Raw genomic sequence first — 20981 nt, 5'->3', positions numbered from 1 at the left:
GGGTCGCCATTTATGGCGACCTGGGAATTACTACGGGAGTCGTACAGGGCCGCCATTCCTGGCGACCTGAGTGATTACGCGTTCAGCGCTTTGGTGATCTTCTCGTACAGATCGCCGGACAGATTCTCCAGCCCTTTCAGCGTCTCCAGCGCCTGACGCATCAGCGCCTGACGTTCGGCATCATAACGCTTCAGACGAATCAGCGGCTCAATCATGCGCGCTGCCACCTGCGGGTTGCGGCGGTTGAGATCGGTCAGCATCTCCACCAGGAACTGGTAGCCGCTGCCATCTTTAGCGTGGAAGGCTGCCGGGTTGGCCGAGGCAAACGCGCCAATCAGCGAACGGATGCGGTTCGGGTTACCCATGGTGAACGAGCGATGCGTCAGCAAGCTACGTACCTTGCTCAGCACGTCAGCCGCCGGGCTGGTGGCCTGCAACATAAACCACTTATCCATCACCAGACCATCCTGATGCCAGCGCTCGTCGTACGCCGCCAGCAGCGCATCACGGCACGGCAACTGGGCCGCCACCGCCGCAGACAGCGCGGCCAGCGCATCGGTCATGTTGCTGGCTTTGTCGTACTGCGCCTGCACCAGTTTGCTGGCCTGCTCCGCGTCCGCAAACGCCAGATAACTCAGGCAGACATTCTTCAGCGCGCGCTTGCCGATCTCGGCATGCTCAACTTTGTAGTCGCTGCTCTGGTTGGCGAGATACACCGCATAGAATTCATCACTCAGCTCATTCGCCAGCGTGCGCACCAGCGCCGCGCGGACTGCGGCAATCGCCAGCGGGTCGATCACCTCGAACAGCTCGGCGATCTCATTCTCTGACGGCAGCGACAGGATCAGCGCCATCAGCGCCGGATCGCCCTGCTCATCCAGCAGCACCGCGCGGAAAGCATCAGCGACGTGCAGCGGCAGCGACAGCGGCTGGCCCTGCTGATGGCGCGCCACGTTGAGGCGGATATACGTCGCCAGCAGGCTTTGCGCGGCATCCCAGCGCGAGAAGTCGTTGCGCGCGTGGCGCATCAGGAAAGTCAGCTGCGCATCGCTCCATTTATAGTCGAGCTTGACCGGTGCGGAGAATTCCCGCAGCAGCGACGGCACCGGCTGGAAATAGACCTTGTCGAAAATGAAGGTCTGGAACTCGTCGGTGACGTTCAGCACGTGATGAACCGGATGACCGTTGTGCTGCAACGGAATGACCTTGCCTTCGCCGTCATACAGTTCGATATCCAGCGGAATGTGCAGCGGCAGCTTCTCTTTCTGATCGGCGGTCGGTGGCGTGTGCTGCGTGACGTGCAGCGTGTACTGCTCCAGCTCCGGGTTGTAGTCATCACGCACCGTCAGCACCGGCGTGCCCGACTGACTGTACCAGCGGCGGAACTGTGACAAATCGACGTTGGAGGCATCTTCCATCGCCTGCACGAAATCATCACAGGTGGCGGCGCTGCCATCGTGACGCTCGAAATAGAGCTGCATCCCCTGCTGGAACTGCTCTTCACCCAGCAGCGTGTGCAGCATGCGAATCACTTCAGAACCCTTCTCATACACCGTCAGGGTATAGAAGTTGTTCATTTCAATCACCTGATCCGGACGGATCGGATGGGCCATCGGGCTGGCATCCTCGGCAAACTGCGCGCCGCGCATCACGCGCACATTATCAATACGGTTGACCGCGCGCGAGCCGAGATCGGAACTGAACTCCTGATCGCGGAAGACCGTCAGACCTTCTTTCAGGCTGAGCTGGAACCAGTCGCGGCAGGTGACGCGGTTACCGGTCCAGTTGTGGAAATATTCGTGACCAATCACGGCTTCAATGCCGAGATAGTCTTTGTCGGTGGCGGTTTCCGCTTTAGCCAGCACGTATTTGGAGTTGAAGACGTTGAGGCCTTTATTCTCCATCGCGCCCATGTTGAAGAAATCCACCGCGACGATCATAAAGATATCGAGGTCATATTCGAGGCCGAAACGCTCTTCGTCCCACTTCATGCTGGCTTTGAGCGAGGTCATCGCCCAGTCCGCACGGTCGAGGTTGCCGCGATCGACAAAAATTTCCAGCGCCACGTTACGGCCGGAACGGGCGGTAAAGCTGTCACGCAGCACATCGAAATCGCCGGCGACCAGCGCAAACAGGTAGCAGGGTTTCGGGAACGGATCCTGCCATTTCACCCAGTGACGCCCATCCTCGTGCTGACCGCTCTCCAGCTTGTTGCCGTTGGACAGCAGGTACGGATAGCTAGCCGCGTCGGCGATCAGGGTGGTGGTGAAGCGCGCCAGCACGTCCGGGCGATCGAGATACCAGGTGATATGCCGGAAGCCTTCGGCTTCACACTGGGTGCAGAGCGCCTCGCCGGATTTATACAGCCCTTCCAGCGCGGTGTTTTTATCCGGATGGATTTCATTAATGATGGTCAGGGTAAAGTTGTCCGGCAGCTGGCTGATGATCAGTGCGCCCTGCTCTTCGCGGTAGTGCGGCCACGGATTGCCATCCACCGCCAGCGACAGCAGCGTCAGCGCCTCACCGTCCAGACGCAGTTCAGCCTGCTGCGCGCCAAGGCGTTTTACCTGACTGACGGCGGTGACGCGCGTGGTCGCCGCATCAAGATCAAACGTCAGGTCGATATCGGTGATGGTGTAGTCCGGCGCCCGGTAGTCGTGGCGATATTTAATTTGCGGCTGTTGCGTCATAAATCCTTCTCGCATCGTTAATATAGTCAACCCTCAGAGTCTAAGCGGGTTGCGCCCGGGTTGCCACGCACAATGCGTGCGTTGCGCCAAAAGTCTACAATTCATTAACAATGGCACAAATGACCCTCGACCTGTCACCTGCAATTATGGTGTGATCGCGGTGATTACTGTTTTATACTCCTGCGTCTTTATGACTTTGTTGAATACCGGGCTCTGCTCCGCGGAAGAGGATGCTGAAACGCACCATGACTGGACACGCTTCCCCGATTTTGACCACGCTGCTTGATACCGATGCCTATAAGCTTCACATGCAGCAGGCCGTTTATCATCGTTACTACGATGTCCCGGTAACGGCAGAATTTCGCTGCCGCAGCGATGAGCAGCTCGGCCAGTATGCCGACGCCATCCGCACGCACATTACTGCCATGCAATCTCTGGCGCTGAGCGATGACGAATATCGTTACCTCAGCAGCTTACCGTTTTTCCAGCAGGATTATCTCGACTGGCTGCGCCAGTTCCGCTTCGATGCCTCGCAGGTTGAGGTGCGCGACGATCACGGGCATCTGCGCATTCAGATTCGCGGCCCGTGGCGTGAAGTGATTCTGTGGGAAGTGCCGCTGCTGGCGCTGATCAGCGAAGTGGTACACCGCCACCGGACGCCGGAAAGCGGCGCGGAACAGGCGGTGGCGCATCTGCAGCAGAAGCTGGTGCACTTCCGTGAGCAGGTGGGCGATCTCGATATGTCGCGCTTCCAGCTGATGGACTTTGGCACGCGCCGTCGTTATTCGCGCGCGGTGCAGGAAGCGATTGTCAGCACGCTGAAAAACGAATTCCCGTGGCTGCTGGGCACCAGTAACTACGATCTGGCGCGCCGGTTGCAGCTTAACCCGGTCGGAACCCAGGCACATGAATGGTTCCAGGCGCATCAGCAGATTAGCCCGGTACTGGCCAACAGCCAGCGCGCGGCATTGCAGTCGTGGCTGGATGAGTACGATAACCAGCTCGGCATTGCCCTGACCGACTGCATCACGATGGACGCCTTCCTGCGTGATTTCGGCCCCGGTTTTGCCCATCGCTATCAGGGGCTGCGCCATGATTCGGGCGATCCGGTGGAGTGGGGAGAAAAAGCCATTGCGCAATATCAGCGGCTGAATATCGATCCGCTCAGCAAAACGCTGGTGTTCTCCGACAATCTCAACCTCGATAAAGCGCTGGCGCTGTATCGTCATTTCGGCCAGCGCGCCAACGTGGTATTTGGCATCGGTACCCGCCTCACCTGCGATATTCCCGGCGTAACACCATTGAATATCGTGATCAAACTGGTGAGCTGCAACGGTAAACCGGTGGCTAAGCTCTCCGACAGTCCCGGTAAAACCATCTGCCAGGATAAAGCCTTTGTGCGCGCCCTGCGCAAAGCCTTCGACCTGCCGCTGGTCAAACGCGCCAGCTAATTGGCCTGAGCAGGGTGCCTGCGCCCTGCTCTGCGCCAGAAAATCTCTTTATTCTCCGGCAATTTTGCTTGTTTCCTGGTGGCTCGCAAGTAACATAGCTAAACCCCGGAATGGGGCTTATTTCACTCCATCTTCATTTATATAGAGAGATTTTTATGAGCGTAGTGCCTGTAGCGGATGTACTGCACGGCCGTGTCGCGGTTGACAGTGAAGTCACCGTACGTGGTTGGGTGCGTACCCGAAGAGATTCCAAAGCCGGTCTTTCCTTTATCGCCGTTTATGACGGTTCCTGCTTTAATCCCGTTCAGGCCGTCGTCAATAATTCTCTGAATAATTATCAGGATGAAGTGCTGCGTCTGACCACCGGCTGTTCGGTGATCGTCACCGGTAAAGTGGTGGAGTCGCCAGGTGAAGGCCAGGCATTCGAACTGCAGGCGACCCGGGTTGAGGTCACCGGCTGGGTTGACGATCCGGATACCTATCCGATGGCGGCGAAACGTCACAGCATCGAATACCTGCGTGAAGTGGCGCACCTGCGTCCGCGCACCAACATTGTTGGTGCCGTAGCGCGCGTGCGTCATACGCTGGCGCAGGCGCTGCATCGCTTCTTCCATGAAAACGGCTATTTCTGGGTTTCCACGCCGCTGATCACCGCCTCTGACACCGAAGGTGCCGGCGAGATGTTCCGCGTCTCAACGCTGGATCTGGAAAACCTGCCGCGCGACCCGCAGGGCAAAGTCGATTTCGATAAAGACTTCTTTGGTAAAGAGGCTTTCCTGACCGTTTCCGGCCAGCTGAACGCCGAGACCTACGCCTGTGCGCTGTCCAAAGTGTATACCTTTGGCCCGACGTTCCGTGCCGAAAACTCGAATACCAGCCGTCACTTAGCGGAATTCTGGATGCTGGAGCCGGAAGTGGCGTTCGCCACGCTGGACGATGCGGCTGCCCTGGCGGAAGCGATGCTGAAGTATGTGTTTAAAGCGGTGCTGGAAGAGCGCGCTGATGATATGGCGTTCTTCGCCGAGCGCGTGGATAAAGAGGCCATCGCCCGTCTGGAGCGCTTCATCACCACGGATTTCGCCCAGGTAGACTATACCGACGCCGTCGACATTCTGCTGAAAAGCGGCCAGAGCTTCGAGAACCCGGTGTCATGGGGCGTCGATCTCTCTTCCGAACACGAGCGTTATCTGGCGGAGAAACACTTTAAAGCGCCGGTGGTGGTGAAGAACTACCCGAAAGATATTAAAGCGTTCTACATGCGTATGAACGACGACGGCAAAACCGTGGCGGCGATGGACGTGCTGGCACCGGGCATCGGTGAAATCATCGGCGGTTCCCAGCGTGAAGAGCGTCTTGATGTGCTGGATGCGCGCCTCGCTGAAATGGGCCTGAATAAAGAAGATTACTGGTGGTATCGTGACCTGCGTCGCTATGGCACCGTGCCGCATGCCGGCTTCGGTTTAGGTTTCGAACGTTTGATCGCCTATGTCACCGGCGTACAAAATGTAAGAGACGTTATCCCGTTCCCACGCACGCCACGTAACGCGAATTTCTAAGATTTAAGATTAAATATAAGAAATTCATATATATATTGAGGTCGGCCCTGCCGGCCTTTTTTTATTTTTGTAAATTTTGAGTTCTCTCACAAAGTTCCCGATATTTTACAAATTGTAATACAATTTTGCTTTTTGATACGCAATTACGAGAATTGAATCATTTTCGGGCTAGAATTAGCAACCCTGTGATGGAAAGATGCGTGCAGACACAGGAGACATCAAACTTCTTTCAAGGCTCCCGTAAAGGTTTCTTGACGGCAGTGGCAGATGTCCAAATAACTCCAATGAGGGTAATAAATAATGATGAAGCGCAACATTCTTGCAGTGGTTATCCCTGCTCTGTTAGCTGCCGGCGCAGCAAACGCAGCAGAAATTTATAATAAAGACGGCAACAAACTGGACCTCTACGGTAAAGTTGATGCGCGTCATCAGTTCTCTGACAACGCTGGTGATGACGGCGACAAATCTTACGTTCGTTTTGGCTTCAAGGGTGAAACTCAGATTACCGACCAGCTGACCGGTTACGGCCAGTGGGAATACAACATTCAGGCTAACGTGACTGAGAACCAGGGCACCCAAGGCTCTAAAACTCGTCTGGGCTTTGCCGGTCTGAAATTTGGTGATGCAGGCTCCTTCGACTACGGCCGTAACTACGGTGTTCTGTACGACGCAATGTCTTACACTGACCAGCTGCCAGTATTCGGTGACGATACCCTGTATCAGGACAACGACAACTTCATGGTTGGTCGTTCAAACGGTCTGGCTACCTACCGTAACAGCAACTTCTTCGGTCTGGTTGATGGTCTGAGCTTTGCCGTGCAGTATCAGGGCAAAAACGAAGGCCGTGACGTCCTGAACCAGAATGGCGACGGCTGGGGTTCTTCTGTAGCGTATGACACCGGTATGGGCATCAGCGCTGTAGGTGCATACTTCTCTTCTGACCGTACCGATGCACAGGTTCTTGATGGCAACGGCGATAAAGCTGACGCTTACGGTTTCGGTCTGAAATATGACGCGAACAACGTATACCTGGCTGCATTCTACGGTGAATCACGTAACACCACGCCTTACGGTGGCACCAACACCCAGACTGCTAATAAAGTTCAGGCTTTCGAAGTGGTTGCACAGTACCAGTTCGACTTCGGTCTGCGTCCATCCATCGCTTACCTGCAGTCTAAAGGTAAGGACCTGAGCGGCGCGACTGGCAACGGTTCAACCTTCGCTGGCGGCGATGCTGACCTGGTTAAATACATCGAAGTCGGTACCTACTACTACTTCAACAAAAACATGTCCACCTATGTTGACTACAAAATCAACCTGCTGGACGACAACGACTTTACCCGTGCGAAGGGCATCAGCACCGACGACGTGGTTGGTGTTGGCCTGGTTTACCAGTTCTAATCTGCCGATTCGAACTGCGTAACACCTCAGAAACGGAGCCTTCGGGCTCCGTTTTGCATTTCAGTGATCGGGCTCCCGATTAGCGCCATTACTTTATACGCCACAGTTATTTCTTTTTTATGTCAGCGGTTGGCAAGCGTTGCGTCTGACGTTAACCTGATAGCTCATTTTGCTAAAGTTCACCCTAACGGAACTGACTCATGTTTGAATCAATCTCTGCCGCACCAGCCGATCCTATTCTGGGACTGGCTGACCTGTTTCGCGCCGACGACCGCCCGAATAAAATCAATCTTGGCATTGGTGTTTATAAAGATGAAACCGGCAAAACGCCGGTGCTGACCAGTGTGAAAAAAGCTGAGCAGTATCTGCTGGAGAACGAGACCACCAAAAACTACCTCAGCATTGATGGTCTGGCTGATTTCGCGCGCTGCACGCAGGAACTGCTGTTTGGCAAAGAGAACGCGCTGATTAGCGCTGGCCGCGCCTGCACCGCGCAGACGCCGGGCGGCACCGGTGCGCTGCGCGTCGCCGCGGATTTCCTCGCTACGCAAACCAACGTCAAACGCGTCTGGGTGAGCAATCCCAGCTGGCCGAACCACAAAAACGTGTTCAACGCCGCCGGTCTGGAAGTGTGTGATTACCAGTATTACGATGCGGCGACCCACAGCCTCGACTTCGACGGCATGCTGGCCTCGCTGCAGGAAGCGCAGGCGGGCGACGTGGTGCTGTTCCACGGCTGCTGCCATAACCCGACCGGTATCGATCCAACGGCCGAACAGTGGCAACAGCTGGCGCAGCTGTCGCTGGAGAAAGGCTGGTTGCCACTGTTCGATTTCGCCTATCAGGGCTTCGCGCGCGGTCTGGATGAAGATGCTGAAGGCCTGCGCATTTTCGCGGCATCCCATCAGGAACTGATTGTCGCCAGCTCCTACTCGAAGAACTTTGGTCTGTACAACGAGCGTGTCGGTGCGCTGACGCTGGTAGCGGCAACGGCCGACGTGGCGAAGACAGCATTCAGCCAGGTGAAATACAGCATCCGCGCCAACTACTCTAACCCGCCGTCGCACGGTGCTGCCGTGGTCGCCACCATTCTCGGTAACGACGCGCTGCGTACCATCTGGGTGCAGGAGCTGACCGACATGCGTCAGCGCATTCAGCGCATGCGTCAGCTGTTTGTGAATACCCTGGCGGAGAAAGGCGCACAGCGCGATTTCAGCTTCATCATCAAACAGAACGGCATGTTCTCGTTCAGCGGTCTGACCAAAGATCAGGTGGTGCGTCTGCGTGAGGAGTTTGGCGTGTATGCGGTGAATTCCGGTCGCGTTAACGTGGCAGGCATGACGCCGGATAATATGTCGGCGCTGTGCGAAGCGATAGTCGCGGTGCTGTAACCAACGAAAAATGGGCCTGATGGCCCATTTTTTTTATTGCAGGAAAGGATTACTGACGCGCTCGTGGCCGAGGGTGGAAATCGGGCCATGGCCGGGGACAAACGTCACATCATCACCCAGCGGCAGAAGTTTATCCCGGATGGCCGCGATCAGATCGCTGTGGCTGCCCTGCGGAAAATCGGTGCGTCCGACGCCACCGTTAAAAATCACATCACCTGAGATCAGCAGACGGCCAACACGGTCAAAGAACACGATATGGCCTGGCGTATGCCCGGGACAATGCAGCACTTCCAGCGTCACGTTGCCCAGCTGTACCGTTTCGCCCTCTTCCAGCCAGCGATCTGGCGTCAGCGGCGCACACTCCGGCAAACCAAACATCCGGCTTTGAGTGGGCAGGTTATCCAGCCAGAAGGCATCGGCTGGCTGCGGCCCGACGATCGGCACCTGATAGTGCTGCGCCAGTTCGGCAGCAGCACCGACGTGATCGAGATGGCCGTGGGTCAGCAGGATTTGCGACGGCGTTAAGCCTCGCTCCGCCAGCACGGCAATAATGGTTTCGGCATCGCCGCCGGGATCAACCAGCGCAGCCTGTTGCGTCTCGTCATCCCAGATAACGGAACAGTTCTGTGAAAAGGCGGTGACCGGAATAATCAGGTAATTCATAGCGCTCCATGACCGACACACGCAGCGCTGCCGGTATCAGGACCAGTGCCTTGCAGGCCCGGTATCAATGTGTACGAAGTTGCTGCGCGGGTAATATCCTACACCACCGGCGCGCATAGATAACGCCGCTTTGCGAACATTGCTCAGAGAAATGCCCTCAATGTGGAAATCCATCGCCTGCCCTTTGGTGTGATAGCTGTGTTTGGCCACGCCAGGGCCCGATTCACGCAGCATATTATTGGTCGCCAGCGTACGGTAGCCGGAGATCAGCTGCACCGGTTTGCGCGTGTTGAGCAGCGTCTGCAGACGATACAGCTGGTCAAACAGATGCGGATCGATGTGTTTAACCTGATTGGCGCGGTAATCACGGAAGAAGTGGTTTAAGCGAGCTAACTCATCCTTGTCATAACTCTTACCGTTAAAAAACTCAGTTTTGAGGGTTTCACCGGTATGCATGTTACTGAGCGTTAATACCCGGGGGCGGGAGGTGGAAACTGACGCCAGCGCTGCACCCGGCAGCAGTGACAATCCAGCCGCTGCGCCACCCAGCAGCAATAAACGACGACGTTGAGAATCAAAATTAGCCATGAAGCGGGGTTACCTAATCTAAAACGATAAAAATATGTGCAAAAAGTACACAAGGCCGAACAGTAACCGCAGCCTGGAGAGCAGTCAACCCGCAATCTGTCACAGAATGCGCAAAACCGGTCTGAAATCAATTTTCCAGACCGGTCTTGCCATTTTCTTTAAGGGAAGGATAACAGGGAAATCAACGCTTAGAGCAGCAGCTGCCCCGCTTTGGTCAGCACCTGGCTGCCGGAGCGCGCCGGGTTATCATAATTGTAAATATCTGTACGATACTGCGGCTGGCCATCGTCCGCCACCCAGGCCGTAAGGTAGTAGAGATTGACCGGAATACGATGGCGAATCGGCACGTAGCGCGTATCGCCCTGCTTCAGCGTGTCAGAGATACGGCTGTCGTTCCAGCCCGCGTCCTGCAACAGCAGATCGGCCAGTTCAGAAGCTTTGTTAACGCGCACGCAGCCGGAGCTGAGCGCGCGGATATCACGCTGGAACAGGCCATGATTTGGCGTGTCATGCAGATAAATCGCGTCTGAACTCGGCATGTTGAATTTATAACGGCCCAGCGAGTTGCTGGCACCCGGCGCCTGACGAATGCGATACGGGAAACTGGCGGCGGACACCATGTGCCAGTCAATCATCGACGGATCGATCACTTCCGCATCGGCGCTCCAGCCCGACAGCAGCGTGTAGCCGTGCTTATACAGATAGCTCGGATCCTGCTTCACCTTCGGCACGATATCCTGGCGCACCAGCGTGGTGGGCACGTTCCACGGTGGATTGAGCACCACATTATTGAGCGCGCTGCGCATCAGCGGCGTTTTGCGGTCCGGACGACCGACAATCACCCGCGAGGACAGAATGGTATTGCCGTTGTTGTAGTAGGTCAGGGAATAGTTGGGAATATTCACCATAATGCCGTTGTGCATGTCATCCGGCAGCAGACGCAGACGCTGGATATTCAGCGCCAGCAGCGCTGCACGCATCTGTGGGGAAACATTCAGCCACTCGCGGGTGCGCGGGCCGATGGCACCGTCGTCTGCCAGTCCCTGCCAGTGCTGGAAGCGTTTTACCCCCTCCACCAGCGTGTTGTCGTAGACATTATTGCTGGCAGCCGGGGTGACCGTGCTGATGTTGCCGCTGGCCTGCGGAACCTGCGCCGGCAGATCGCTGACGCTGGTGGCCGACGGGCTGACGGCCACGGGCTGATCGCTCTGGCTCACCGGCTGCGGCGCCGTCGGGACGGCATCGTCGGCTGGCGTGGGCGTCGCGCTGTGCGTGCCGGTCAGCATCCCGGTGCGCTGCAGAATCTCACGCAGCGCCGGCATATCATCGCTGATCTGCCCCGGGCGCAGCGTGCCCTTATCGCGCAGCTGCGGCCACGGCCGGTTATCGGTCAGCAACGCTTTTAACGCACTGTGCATCGGTGCGTACTGCGGATGCTGCGGCTGCAGCGACACCACAAAGGCGCGGCTGCCGCCGCCGTTCACCGCGTTCTGCCACTGATTAATGGCGGAGAGTGACGGCATGGTCAGCTTGTACGGCACATTGCTGTACAGCCAGGTTTCGCCCTGGGTCGGTACGTTAGCGACAAACTGCAGATAGCCAAGCATGGCGTCGCTCAGCACCACGTCCCGCGCGAAGCCTTTGATATCCGGATTGGTGAGCAACTCTACCCAGCGGGTAAACTGCGGCTGTACGCCGGAGAGCGCCACTTCTGCCAGCTGCTGCTGGAAAGCCTGCACGGCGTCGCGATCCTGCCACAGCGGCGCCATGTTGCGTGCCGCATAGATGCCGGCGAGGCCGGGCAGATAAAAGGGTCGTTCGCTGGGGCTAAATGCCTGCTGAATTTGCTGCTGGCTGGCAGCCACTGACAGCGTGCTGTGCGGCAGCGCGCCGACGTCTGCCGCCTGGCTGAAAGCCAGCGGTGCCGCCATCAGTGACAAACTGAGTGCTATTGCAGCACGATTAACTCTGCTCTTCTTGTTCAGCAACATCCCTGCCCCCTTCTTACCAAAGACACAGCATCCTGAAAACGCCGTGTACCGCCTGTACTCTTATGGTTGAGTATAAAATAAAAAACGGCATCCGCCTCGCAGGGCCGATGCCGTTTACAGATTAACCGCAGCCTGAATTTTTAACCAGATTTGCTGCTAGCTATTTTCAGTGGCCACGCCTGCGCCGGGATTTTCCTGTTTCACCGGCGTCGGGTCGGCGGAGAAACCGCGCAGTCCGACCACGTGCACATGCTCCGTATTGTTAAAGACTTTACGTACCAGCTTATAAGTGGTGCCTTTTTCCGGACTGATATTCTCCGGCGCGGCGATCACCAGCTGCATTTCCAGACGCTCGCACAGTTCGAACAGCGTGGCGATGGAGCGCGCATCAAGACGCGCGGCTTCATCGAGGAACAGCAGGCGGCACGGTGAAATATCTTTACCACGCAGACGCCGTGACTCCTCTTCCCAGCTCTGCACCACCATCACCAGAATCGACATACCGGTACCGATCGCTTCACCGGTCGACAGCGCCCCGCTTTCGGCGCGCAGCCAGCCGTCTGAGCCGCGGTTCACTTCCACTTCCATCTCAAGGTAGTTGCGGTAGTCGAGCAGCTCTTCACCGATGGTCTGCGCCGTGCGCTGGCCCATATCAATCTGCGGATTGAGACGCTGATACAGCTTCGCCAGCGCTTCCGAGAACGTGAGGCGATTGCTGGTAAACAGATCCTGATGCTGTTCATGCTCTTCCGACAGCGTATCCAGCAGCATGGCGTGCGTTTCGCGTACGTTGACGTTCAGCCGCACGCTGCGCACCTGGCCAAAGCTCACCGCCTGCAAGCCCTGGTTCAGCTGACGGATGCGGTTCTGCTCGCGCTGAATGGTTTTGCGGATGATATTGGCCGCGCTGCGCGAGCTGATCGCCAGCGTCTGCTCACGCGCCGTCAGCTCTTCGGTCAGACGGTTCAGCTCAATCTCCATCTGCTCGATGGCTTCAACCGGATCGTCGGTACGAATAATGTCCTGACGGATACGTTCACGCAGATGCTGATAGACGGCGATAAAGAACTGAATCTTGCGCTCCGGCCGTTTTGGATCTTCCGACATGCGCAGCACATCGCGCAGGTGTTCATTATCCGCGACCGCCAGGCGCAGCGCACCGAGGGCTTTATCCGACATCGAGCGCAGCTCGTCGCCGCTCAGGTAAGCCAGTTCGCGGCGATGCAGACGGCGCTCGACGCCGTTCTCTTTCACCAGACGCAGCACGGTGCACCAGCCCGCTTTGGCGCTGACCACCTGCTCACGCATCAGGTGATAATCACGCTCCAGCTTGCGCAGTTTCTTCTGCAGGCTATCCATCTCGGCTTCGCAGAAGGTGAGCTGTTTCTCCAGCTGATTGCGACGCGCACGGTTGTGGCTGAGCGCCGTGTAGAGTTCGTCACGCCGGCTGCGCGCGCGCTCCTCGGCGCTGGCATCGGCGTGCACGCCAATATCCTGCATCTCCTGCTGCAACTCTTTCAGCATGTCGCGCTTGGCATCGTACGAACTCTTCAGCGACGCCAGCACCTGGGAATACTGCGTCAGCTGCGCCTGATGTTCGCGCAGGCGTTCGCGCGCGCGGCTGCGTTCGCCTTCCGCCTGCTCCAGACGCTGGCGCAGTTTTTCGTTGAGATCGCTGTTACCGGTCAGCATGCCAGCCGAATCTTCATAGCTGAAGTGCGCGCGGCGCTGCACCACTTCGGTCAGGGCAAATGCCTGCTGACGCGCTTCGCGCTGCTGCTGCTGCGCCTGCTGATAATCACGCGTCAGCTGTTCGTGCTGCTGCGGATCGCTCTGCAGCACCGCCACCAGCGGCTCCAGCTTGCTGAGTTTCGCGCCGTGCTGATGCAGGAAGCGCGCGGCTTCCTGGGCCTCTTCCACCCGCTCACGAATCTCTTCGCAGCGGTCGGCCAGCGAGTCGTCAAGCAACAGGTTAACGCGCGGCAGCAGGCGGTTGAGCTGCGCCACACCCTCTTTTGCCTGCTCGAACTGGGCACGCTGCTGCTGGTTGTCATTCTCGTGCTGCGCCAGCGCGCGCTCCAGCTCGCCCCGACGGCTGTTGAGCTGACGCATCTGCGCTTCCGGATCTTCGTCGAAGGCCACCGCCAGGTGGCTGCCGATAAAGCGGCTAAACGACTGATGCAGACGCTGGGTTTTCTGCACGTCAAACGACAGTGTGGCAAAACGTTCGGCCAGCTGGTCGCGCTCATTGTTCAACAGCTCCAGCTGATTTTCCCGCGCCGCGCGACCAAACAGCGGCACTTTCGGGAAGCGCGAATAACGCCACTGGCGCTCCGCCACTTTGACAACGACCGCATTTTCCAGCTCGTCGACGCTAAAGACGCTGTCATCAAACGACTGCGGATCGCCTTCGATCAGATAGAGATCTTCCGGACACTCTTCCAGGCCGTCGAGCATCTCGCGCACCAGCGACAGGTCCGGTACCACAATGGCGTGACGCGATGGGCCATACAGCGCGGAGAAGTACGGCGCATCATCCAGCGTCACGTCATCGTAAATTTCTGACAGCAGCACGCCGCCAAACCGCTCCGCCAGCTGGGTCAGGCGCGCATCTTCCGCGCCGCCCGGCTGGCTGAGTCGCGCAATCTGCTGCTCAACTTCACGCTTGCGCGCCGCCACTTCATCACGCTCAACGGTGGTTTCACGCTCGCGCTCCAGCAGCTGCTGCATATATTCGGTGATCTGCTGGCTGCTGCTCAGCGTCTGGCCGGTCTGCTCGCTCAGCTGGGTGAGAATCTCCTGCGCCGCCAGCCAGTGCGGTGCCCGCGCGGTCAGCGTAGTGATGCGCTCGCGCAGCTGCTCCAGCTCCTGGCGCATCAGCATGCGGCGTTCACCGGCGTCGGCCACGCTTTCGTTCAGCTGCTCTATCTGCGCTTCCAGTTCACGCTGCAGGCCTTCCAGCGCGTCAGCGTCATACTGCTGCCCCTGACGTTTACAGAAGTCGGCCAGCAGACGTTCGGCGTCATGCTGCTCGCGCAGGCGGGTTTCCAGTTCGTTGAGACGCAGACGCAGCGAAGAGAGCTGTTCGGCATGATGGCGCTGATTAGCGGCATCGCGCAGCAATTCGCGCCCGACCTGCCACGCATCCTGCCGGCTTACCTCGCCAGCAATACTGGTGACCAGCGCCAGCGCCTGTTCAAACTGGCTGTGCGCCGCTTCCGCCACGCTCAGCTTCTGCTCCAGGCGCAGCAGCCGTTCGGTGGCCTCTTCTTCGCGCGCCTGGAAGGTTTCCTGCCACTCTGCGGCGTTGTCGATGGTGAGGTCCGGCAGCTGGCACTGCGCCCGCGCTTTTTCCAGCGCCTGCAGCGCCTGCTGATACTGAATGGCGCGGGTTTGCTGCACATCAAGCGCCTGCTGAAAATCGGCCAGCTGGCTTTTCAGCTCGTCGACTTCAATTTCCGCCGCTTCAGCGCGCGCTTCGTTCTCTTCCTGCACCTCACGCGCTTCGGCCACCACTTCATTCTGCTCTTCGAGGCGATAAGTCAGCTCTTCCAGATCGGCGTCGTAACGCGCAATCTTCTCCTGCTGACGCATCGCCGTCTGGACCAGATTAAGGTGATCGCTCGCCGCCTGATAATCGGTTTCCAGATCGCTCTCTGCGCCGTTGTGCTCAGAGAGTTCGCGCGCCATTTCGATGTGACGATACTGTTCTGATGCCAGCTGATTGCGGCTGGTGAACAGCTCGTTACGCAGCTGCAGCGCACCGTCGAGATGGATGCGACGCTCGTTGGCGTGGCGCATGTAGTCGGCAGAAACGTAGCTGGTGGCTTCAGAGATCAGATGCTTAAACAGATCGCGGTCCGACTGCGTGACGCGAATCGCTTCCAGCGTCATGCGGTTTTCGCGCAGCGCCGCTTCCATATCCTGGAACGCTTTACGCACGCCGCCGTTTTCCGGCAGCAGGTAATCGCGCAGCGAGCGGGTAATGGCGCTGGAGATACCGCCATACAGCGAGGCTTCGATCAGACGGTAGAATTTGCTGCGATCGCCGGCGGTGCGCAGACGACGCGGTACCACGCCGAGTTCAAACATCATGGCGTGGTAGTCCGTGACCGAGCTGAACTGGCGGAACTGCACGCCCTCCTGCGCTTCCACCCGCTCCTTCACTTCTGCCAGCGGCAGCACGCGCGCCTGACGGCTGCCGAGAATTTCGGTCAGCATATCGGTTGGCAGCGTATCGGTCGGCAGCCCGTGAATACTGAACGGCTTGATGTCGACTTTCTTATCGCGTCCGGCCACCTGCTGCAGGCGCACGCCAGCCACCACGCGCTGATGCCGCGAGTTGACCACGTCCAGCACCGCATAGCAGACGCCCGCGCGCAGTTTGCCGTGCAGGCCCTTGTCGCGCGAGCCGGACGTGGCACCGGCTTCAGTGGTGTTACGGAAATGCAGCAGGGTTAAGTCCGGAATCAGTGCCGTAACAAACGCCGCCATGGTGGTCGATTTACCGGCACCGTTACCGCCGGACAGCGTGGTGACCAGCTCATCCAGATCAAAGGTGCGGGCAAAGAAACCGTTCCAGTTGATCAGCGTGAGCGATCGAAATTTACCGCGTTCAATCATGCCTGTTCATCCTCCGCGCGCTCGCTCGCGTCGTGTTCGCTGTCATTTTCTGCCTCGTCGCTCTCACTGGCGACCGGTGCGTTCTCCAGCGTCATCGCTTCACCGTCACGAATCAGGCGCAGCTGCGCTTCACGTGCGTCGTCACCGCTGCGCACATCCGCACCAAAGCGGAAAACGGACTCCATAATGCGGAACTTGCTGCTGTCGTTGCCCATAAACCACACCATGCCGAGACGGCGCAGACGGCTGAGCGACGCACGCATCTTCTCCTGCAGTTTGGCGCGGTCCAGGTCCGACCCGGTGGAGCGCTGGTTAACCAGCTTCAGCAACCTGCTTTCATCCGCCAGCGACAGCAACTCGTCGTACAGCTCCTGCTGGGTGAAAATGCCCTCGTTGGCCAGCCGCTCCGGACTCAGGTAGAGATAACAGAGAATTTTACCCACCATCATGTCGAGCTCGGACAGCACCGAACGCGGGATCAGCGTGGTTGAGCGCGGACGCAGATAGAAAAAACCTTCCGGCGCGCGGATCAACTCAACGTTGTAGCGCGCATAAAACTCTTCTAAAAACGGCTGGTAATCCATCAGAAAAGCGTGATTATCCAGCTCTTCAATACCAATGTGGCGGCCGGCACGTAACTGGCTATCGAGCGCGGGAAAAATCGGGTTTGCCAGTGCCAGCGCCAGTTTGACTGGCATCACTTGTTCAATATTTGTCGATGACATGTGCCTGCACCTTGGCTCCGTAATCATTGATGGTCTGCCATTCCGCAGGCAGACCGGCTAAATCGGCTTCGGCCACGCCGAGTCGCACCGCCTGATCGATGACGATGCGTGCGAGGTCGAAGTGGCGCGCGCGGGGATACTGCGCCAGATAGTCACGCATCACCGTGGCGAGATGCAGCGGCTTCTGCTGCTGCTTATAAATCTGCAACGCTTCTTCAATCATCGCCGCCAGCTGCTCGCGGATTTCGTTAAACTCTTCGTACTCCATCTCCGGCGGCAGCTCGCCCATCACCTCGTCGTTACGCAGCGTCATCTCTTCATCGCGCATGTCATACAGACGGTCGGCATTGGCGTAGGTCAGCGCCCACGGCTGATCGAAATAGTTCTGCACCGACTGGCGTAAACGCTGCGCGAACACGCGGTTTTTATCCATGTCGATGGCAGTACGAATAAATTTGTGCACGTGGCGGTCGTAACCGATCCACAGATCGATGGCCTGCTGGCCCCAGCTGATAATGCGATCGAGCTTGTTTTGCAGGTCAAACACCAGCTTGTCGACGAAGCCCAGATCCGGGCTGCTCAGCGTGGCGTCCTGAATCCGCAGCAGGTTAGCCTGCAGCTTGTCGCCTGCCGCTTCCAGCGTATCCTGCAGTTCGCGCAGCGTGCCGGAGGTCTCCGACAGCAGCAGCTCACAGCTGGAGATGGCCGCGCGCCAGTCTTTATTCAGCAGATCGGCGATATCGCTTTTCACCGCCTGCTGCTGTTCGTCCATCAGGCGCTGCGTCATGTCGATGCTGTCGAAGATTTCCGCGACCGAATATTTCAGCGGCGCAAAGACGTTGCGGTGCCAGTGAAACTCGTCGCCATCTTCCTCGGCGGCGTCGGCGGCGCGCTTCAGCTCCTGCGCAACAATCGACAGCTGCATCGACAGGCGCAGCGTGGAAAATTCGCGCTGGCGGATGTAATAGTCGGTGATGCCGATCGCCAGTGGCGTCAGACGATAGATGGCGTGACCTTCGGTCAGCTCGCTGGTAAAGCGGTTAAGCAGGCGCTGACGCACCATGTCGTTGATGGCGTTGTTGGCACGGACCTGAACGGTTTCGTGGGTTTGTTCAAACGCTTTGCTGACGTGACGAAAGGCGTCAATCAGCTCACCTTCACTCATCTCGCCGTCCATGCGCTCCCCGTTGAGGGTGGCGATGGCCAGCAAAAACGCCAGACGTTCTACCGGCAGCGCAAGGGAAAAGTCATTCTTGCGCGCCCATGCCACCAGTTCGGGGACCGTCTGGGAAAATTCGCTCATAGTTGATCCTTCTACCTGGGTTTGCGCGCAGTCACGTGGATATAGCGCCCTAAGCTCAAAAAGGGCTCCTGACGACAGTAGCGCCGTTCCATCTCAATAATTTCCTCAACGCTCTTCCCGGCGCCGGGCTGCGGCTTCATGTAGTCACTGAACACGCGGATACCGGCACGCTGCTCGGTGATAAATCCGCACTGCGTCAGCCAGCGCTGTACATCGTCAGGATCGCGGGGGAAATCCGGCGACAGCGTGCGTTTTTTGCGCTTGCTCATGTTGGCGCGCAGATAGCCGAAATTGCCGAGCGTCAGAGTGCGGAACGTCAGGCCGTGCGCGTTATAAAACATCAGCGACAGCACACCACCGGGTTTCAGCGTATGCCACAGCGCCTGCAGCACCGCCAGCGGATCCGCTACCCACTCAAGCACAGCGTGAAACAATACCAGATCCACCGGCTTATCCAAATGTTCGCCAACCTGCTGCGCGCTAATTTGTTTGAATTGCATGTTGTGGCTCACACCTGCGCTGTGCGCATGGGCGGCGGCCAGCTTAAGCATCTCGCCCGACAGGTCGCACAGCAGTACCTGGTGCCCCTGCGCGGCGAGGCCGCTGGAGATCTGACCGACGCCACCACCGGCATCCAGCACCGTCAGCGGGCCGGCGGGCAGCGTCGGCAGAATGGCGTTCAGCTCATCCCAGATGATCGCCTGACGCACCTGGCCTTTACGGGTGCCATAAATATTTTGCGAGAATTTATCCGCCAGATCGTCAAAGTTACGATCCTGCATGGTGATGGCTCCGCTTTGCTGCATTCAACTTGTGCTATTTTGTCACAGGCTCGACAAGAATGAACCTTTCATGCCGCAGTAACTGTCTGGCTGCTGTTTTTTCGGACAAAAGGAGACGTTTTCGATGTTTTTTGCCTTAAAAAAATGGATTGGCGCGATGCTACTGCCTTTGCCATTGCTGTTAACGCTTATGGCGGCAGGACTTTTACTGCTCTGGTTCAGCCGCTGGCAAAAAAGCGGCAAAATCCTTATCTCATTGAGCTGGCTGATGCTGTTACTGCTGAGCCTGCAACCGGTGGCCGATCGGCTGCTGGCCCCGCTGGAAAACCAGTATGCCACGTGGAATGGCAGCGAGCCGGTGGACTATATCGTGGTGCTGGGCGGGGGTTACACCTATAACCGGCAGTGGGCACCCAGCTCCAACCTGCTGAACAACAGCCTGCCGCGCGTGACCGAAGGCGTTCGCCAGTGGCGACGCTATCCTCAGGCCAAAATGATCTTCACCGGTGCCGCTGCGGGCTACAATCCGCGCAGCAACGCCAGCGTTGCCGCCGACGTGGCGCGCAGCCTTGGCGTGCCCGACGATGCCATTATCGTGCTGGATCAGCCGCATGACACCGGCGAAGAAGCGCTGGCGGTGAAGCAGACCATCGGGCAGCATCCGTTTTTGCTGGTGACGTCTGCCAACCATCTGCCACGCGCCATGCACTTTTTCCAGAGCGCCGGCCTGAATCCGCTACCGGCACCGGCTAACCAGCTGGCGATCACCTCACCGATCAGCGTCTGGGATCGCACGCTGCCCTCGCCGCTATGGCTCAGCCATAGCCAGCGCGCAGTGTACGAAACGCTGGGGCTGATCTGGCAGCGGCTGCGCGGCAGTGGCGAACCTTCAGCCGAGCCAGGGGAGTAGCTGTGCGCGGGCATGGTCAAAGCGCGGCCGATCAAACTGGCCGCTGCTGACCAGCATGTCAACGCAATCCCACAGCTGATAGAGCCAGCGGCGCCAGACGAAACCGTCATCCACCGGCGCACGCTGTAAATAGTGCTGCAGCAGCGATGCTTCAGCACCGTTTTCCGCCAGGCGCATCAGCTCATACTCACGCGGTGCCCACAAAATGGTGCCCGGCTGGGTCATCGCCACCAGCTGATCGCTGTGCGGGTCTTTCAGCATACTGGCGAGACGCAGATTGCCGTGCATTAGCACGCACGGATCGTCAAAGCCGGCAAACAGCTGCGCCAGCTGTTCACGACTGCGAAACAGAATCTGACGATCGGCGTGGGTAAATCCGGGGGGCGACAGGTAGCCCAGCGTGGACCACAGCACTTCCACCCGCTGGCGATACCATGCCGGCCAGCGATTTTCCTGCACGCTGTCAACGCTGCCGACCAGGCCATGGCTGTCAATGCGGTGCCACGCCAGCAGCCCTTCGACAATCTGTTCACACAGCTGCTCCCAGCGCGCTGCCGTGCGCGCCGGCGCTTCGGCCGATACGCCATTTAAGCGTGCCAGCAGCAGCATTTCATGCGCCGGCGGTTGCTGACTCAAAACCAGGCCGTACACCGTGGGCAGCGTAATCAGCCCTTCATGCGCCAGCATGGTGAGTTTTTTCGCTTCGAGCGCGGCGCGTCCCTGATGACGAAAATATTTGGCCACCAGCGGCATCGGCTTGCCGTGGTCATCATAGAGGGCGTAAAGCCGCGATTGTGCCTGTTCGCTGATGGTTTCCAGCCGGCTGACGCCTTCGCCCAGCACCAGCGCCAGTTCTGCACGGAGTTGTTCCATGGAAGAGTCCTCCGGAGTTAACTCATTGCACCAT

Annotated in this window: 14 protein-coding genes; 5 read left to right on the top strand and 9 right to left on the bottom strand. The window is 58.1% G+C overall.

Annotated elements, in window-relative coordinates:
- Window positions 1-74 precede the first annotated feature (74 nt).
- Window positions 75-2690: an aminopeptidase N gene (gene pepN, locus KOL70_RS02720; protein ID WP_215480177.1), complete on the bottom strand. Its 2616-nt coding sequence runs from the start codon at window positions 2688-2690 to the stop codon at window positions 75-77.
- A 245-nt stretch (window positions 2691-2935) separates the two neighbouring features.
- Between pepN and pncB the strand changes: the two genes are divergently transcribed.
- The 4 genes from pncB to KOL70_RS02700 all read left to right on the top strand — a co-directional run bounded on the left by pncB (window position 2936) and on the right by KOL70_RS02700 (window position 8489).
- On the top strand, window positions 2936-4141 hold the full coding sequence (gene pncB / locus KOL70_RS02715) for a nicotinate phosphoribosyltransferase (protein ID WP_215480176.1): 1206 nt from the start codon (window positions 2936-2938) through the stop codon (window positions 4139-4141).
- A gap of 155 nt (window positions 4142-4296) precedes the next feature.
- Window positions 4297-5697 (top strand): asparagine--tRNA ligase, encoded by a 1401-nt coding sequence (asnS, locus tag KOL70_RS02710; RefSeq protein WP_127833880.1) that lies wholly within the window; start codon window positions 4297-4299, stop codon window positions 5695-5697.
- A 300-nt stretch (window positions 5698-5997) separates the two neighbouring features.
- Entirely contained in the window at window positions 5998-7098 is a 1101-nt protein-coding gene (ompC, locus tag KOL70_RS02705; RefSeq protein ID WP_276469386.1) for a porin OmpC, read from the top strand.
- Between the two features lie 200 nt (window positions 7099-7298).
- Window positions 7299-8489, top strand: coding sequence for an amino acid aminotransferase (locus KOL70_RS02700; protein WP_127833879.1), 1191 nt, complete (start codon window positions 7299-7301; stop codon window positions 8487-8489).
- A 33-nt stretch (window positions 8490-8522) separates the two neighbouring features.
- Here the strand turns inward: KOL70_RS02700 and KOL70_RS02695 are convergent, their stop codons facing one another.
- The 7 genes from KOL70_RS02695 to cmoM form a co-directional block, all read right to left on the bottom strand.
- The gene (locus KOL70_RS02695; protein ID WP_127833878.1) at window positions 8523-9152 is read right to left on the bottom strand and encodes an MBL fold metallo-hydrolase; all 630 of its coding nucleotides are present in this window, start codon (window positions 9150-9152) and stop codon (window positions 8523-8525) included.
- A gap of 36 nt (window positions 9153-9188) precedes the next feature.
- Window positions 9189-9740: a YcbK family protein gene (locus KOL70_RS02690; RefSeq protein ID WP_031279855.1), complete on the bottom strand. Its 552-nt coding sequence runs from the start codon at window positions 9738-9740 to the stop codon at window positions 9189-9191.
- Between the two features lie 188 nt (window positions 9741-9928).
- Window positions 9929-11731 carry a L,D-transpeptidase gene (gene ldtD / locus KOL70_RS02685; protein ID WP_215480175.1) on the bottom strand — a complete coding sequence of 601 codons (1803 nt, stop codon included), beginning with the start codon at window positions 11729-11731 and terminating at the stop codon, window positions 9929-9931.
- Window positions 11732-11887: 156 nt separating this feature from the next.
- Window positions 11888-16354: a chromosome partition protein MukB gene (gene mukB, locus KOL70_RS02680; RefSeq protein ID WP_127833877.1), complete on the bottom strand. Its 4467-nt coding sequence runs from the start codon at window positions 16352-16354 to the stop codon at window positions 11888-11890.
- Window positions 16351-17079: a chromosome partition protein MukE gene (mukE, locus tag KOL70_RS02675; protein ID WP_031279857.1), complete on the bottom strand. Its 729-nt coding sequence runs from the start codon at window positions 17077-17079 to the stop codon at window positions 16351-16353. Before mukE ends, mukB begins: the two co-directional genes overlap by 4 nt.
- On the bottom strand, window positions 17060-18382 hold the full coding sequence (mukF, locus tag KOL70_RS02670) for a chromosome partition protein MukF (RefSeq protein WP_058757757.1): 1323 nt from the start codon (window positions 18380-18382) through the stop codon (window positions 17060-17062). Before mukF ends, mukE begins: the two co-directional genes overlap by 20 nt.
- An 11-nt stretch (window positions 18383-18393) precedes the next feature.
- On the bottom strand, window positions 18394-19164 hold the full coding sequence (gene cmoM, locus KOL70_RS02665; RefSeq protein ID WP_127833876.1) for a tRNA uridine 5-oxyacetic acid(34) methyltransferase CmoM: 771 nt from the start codon (window positions 19162-19164) through the stop codon (window positions 18394-18396).
- Between the two features lie 124 nt (window positions 19165-19288).
- Here cmoM and elyC point away from each other — a divergent pair, with 124 nt between their 5' ends.
- On the top strand, window positions 19289-20074 hold the full coding sequence (gene elyC, locus KOL70_RS02660) for an envelope biogenesis factor ElyC (RefSeq protein WP_021508338.1): 786 nt from the start codon (window positions 19289-19291) through the stop codon (window positions 20072-20074).
- On the opposite strand, the gene KOL70_RS02655 is transcribed toward elyC, so the two are convergent.
- Entirely contained in the window at window positions 20054-20947 is an 894-nt protein-coding gene (locus tag KOL70_RS02655; protein WP_215480174.1) for a YcbJ family phosphotransferase, read from the bottom strand. The genes elyC and KOL70_RS02655 overlap by 21 nt on opposite strands.
- Between the last annotated feature and the right edge of the window lie 34 nt (window positions 20948-20981).

The sequence above is a fragment of the Pantoea sp. B270 genome (assembly GCF_018726825.1).
GTDB lineage: Bacteria > Pseudomonadota > Gammaproteobacteria > Enterobacterales > Enterobacteriaceae > Pantoea > Pantoea dispersa.
This window is presented reverse-complemented; position numbering and strand designations above follow the sequence as displayed.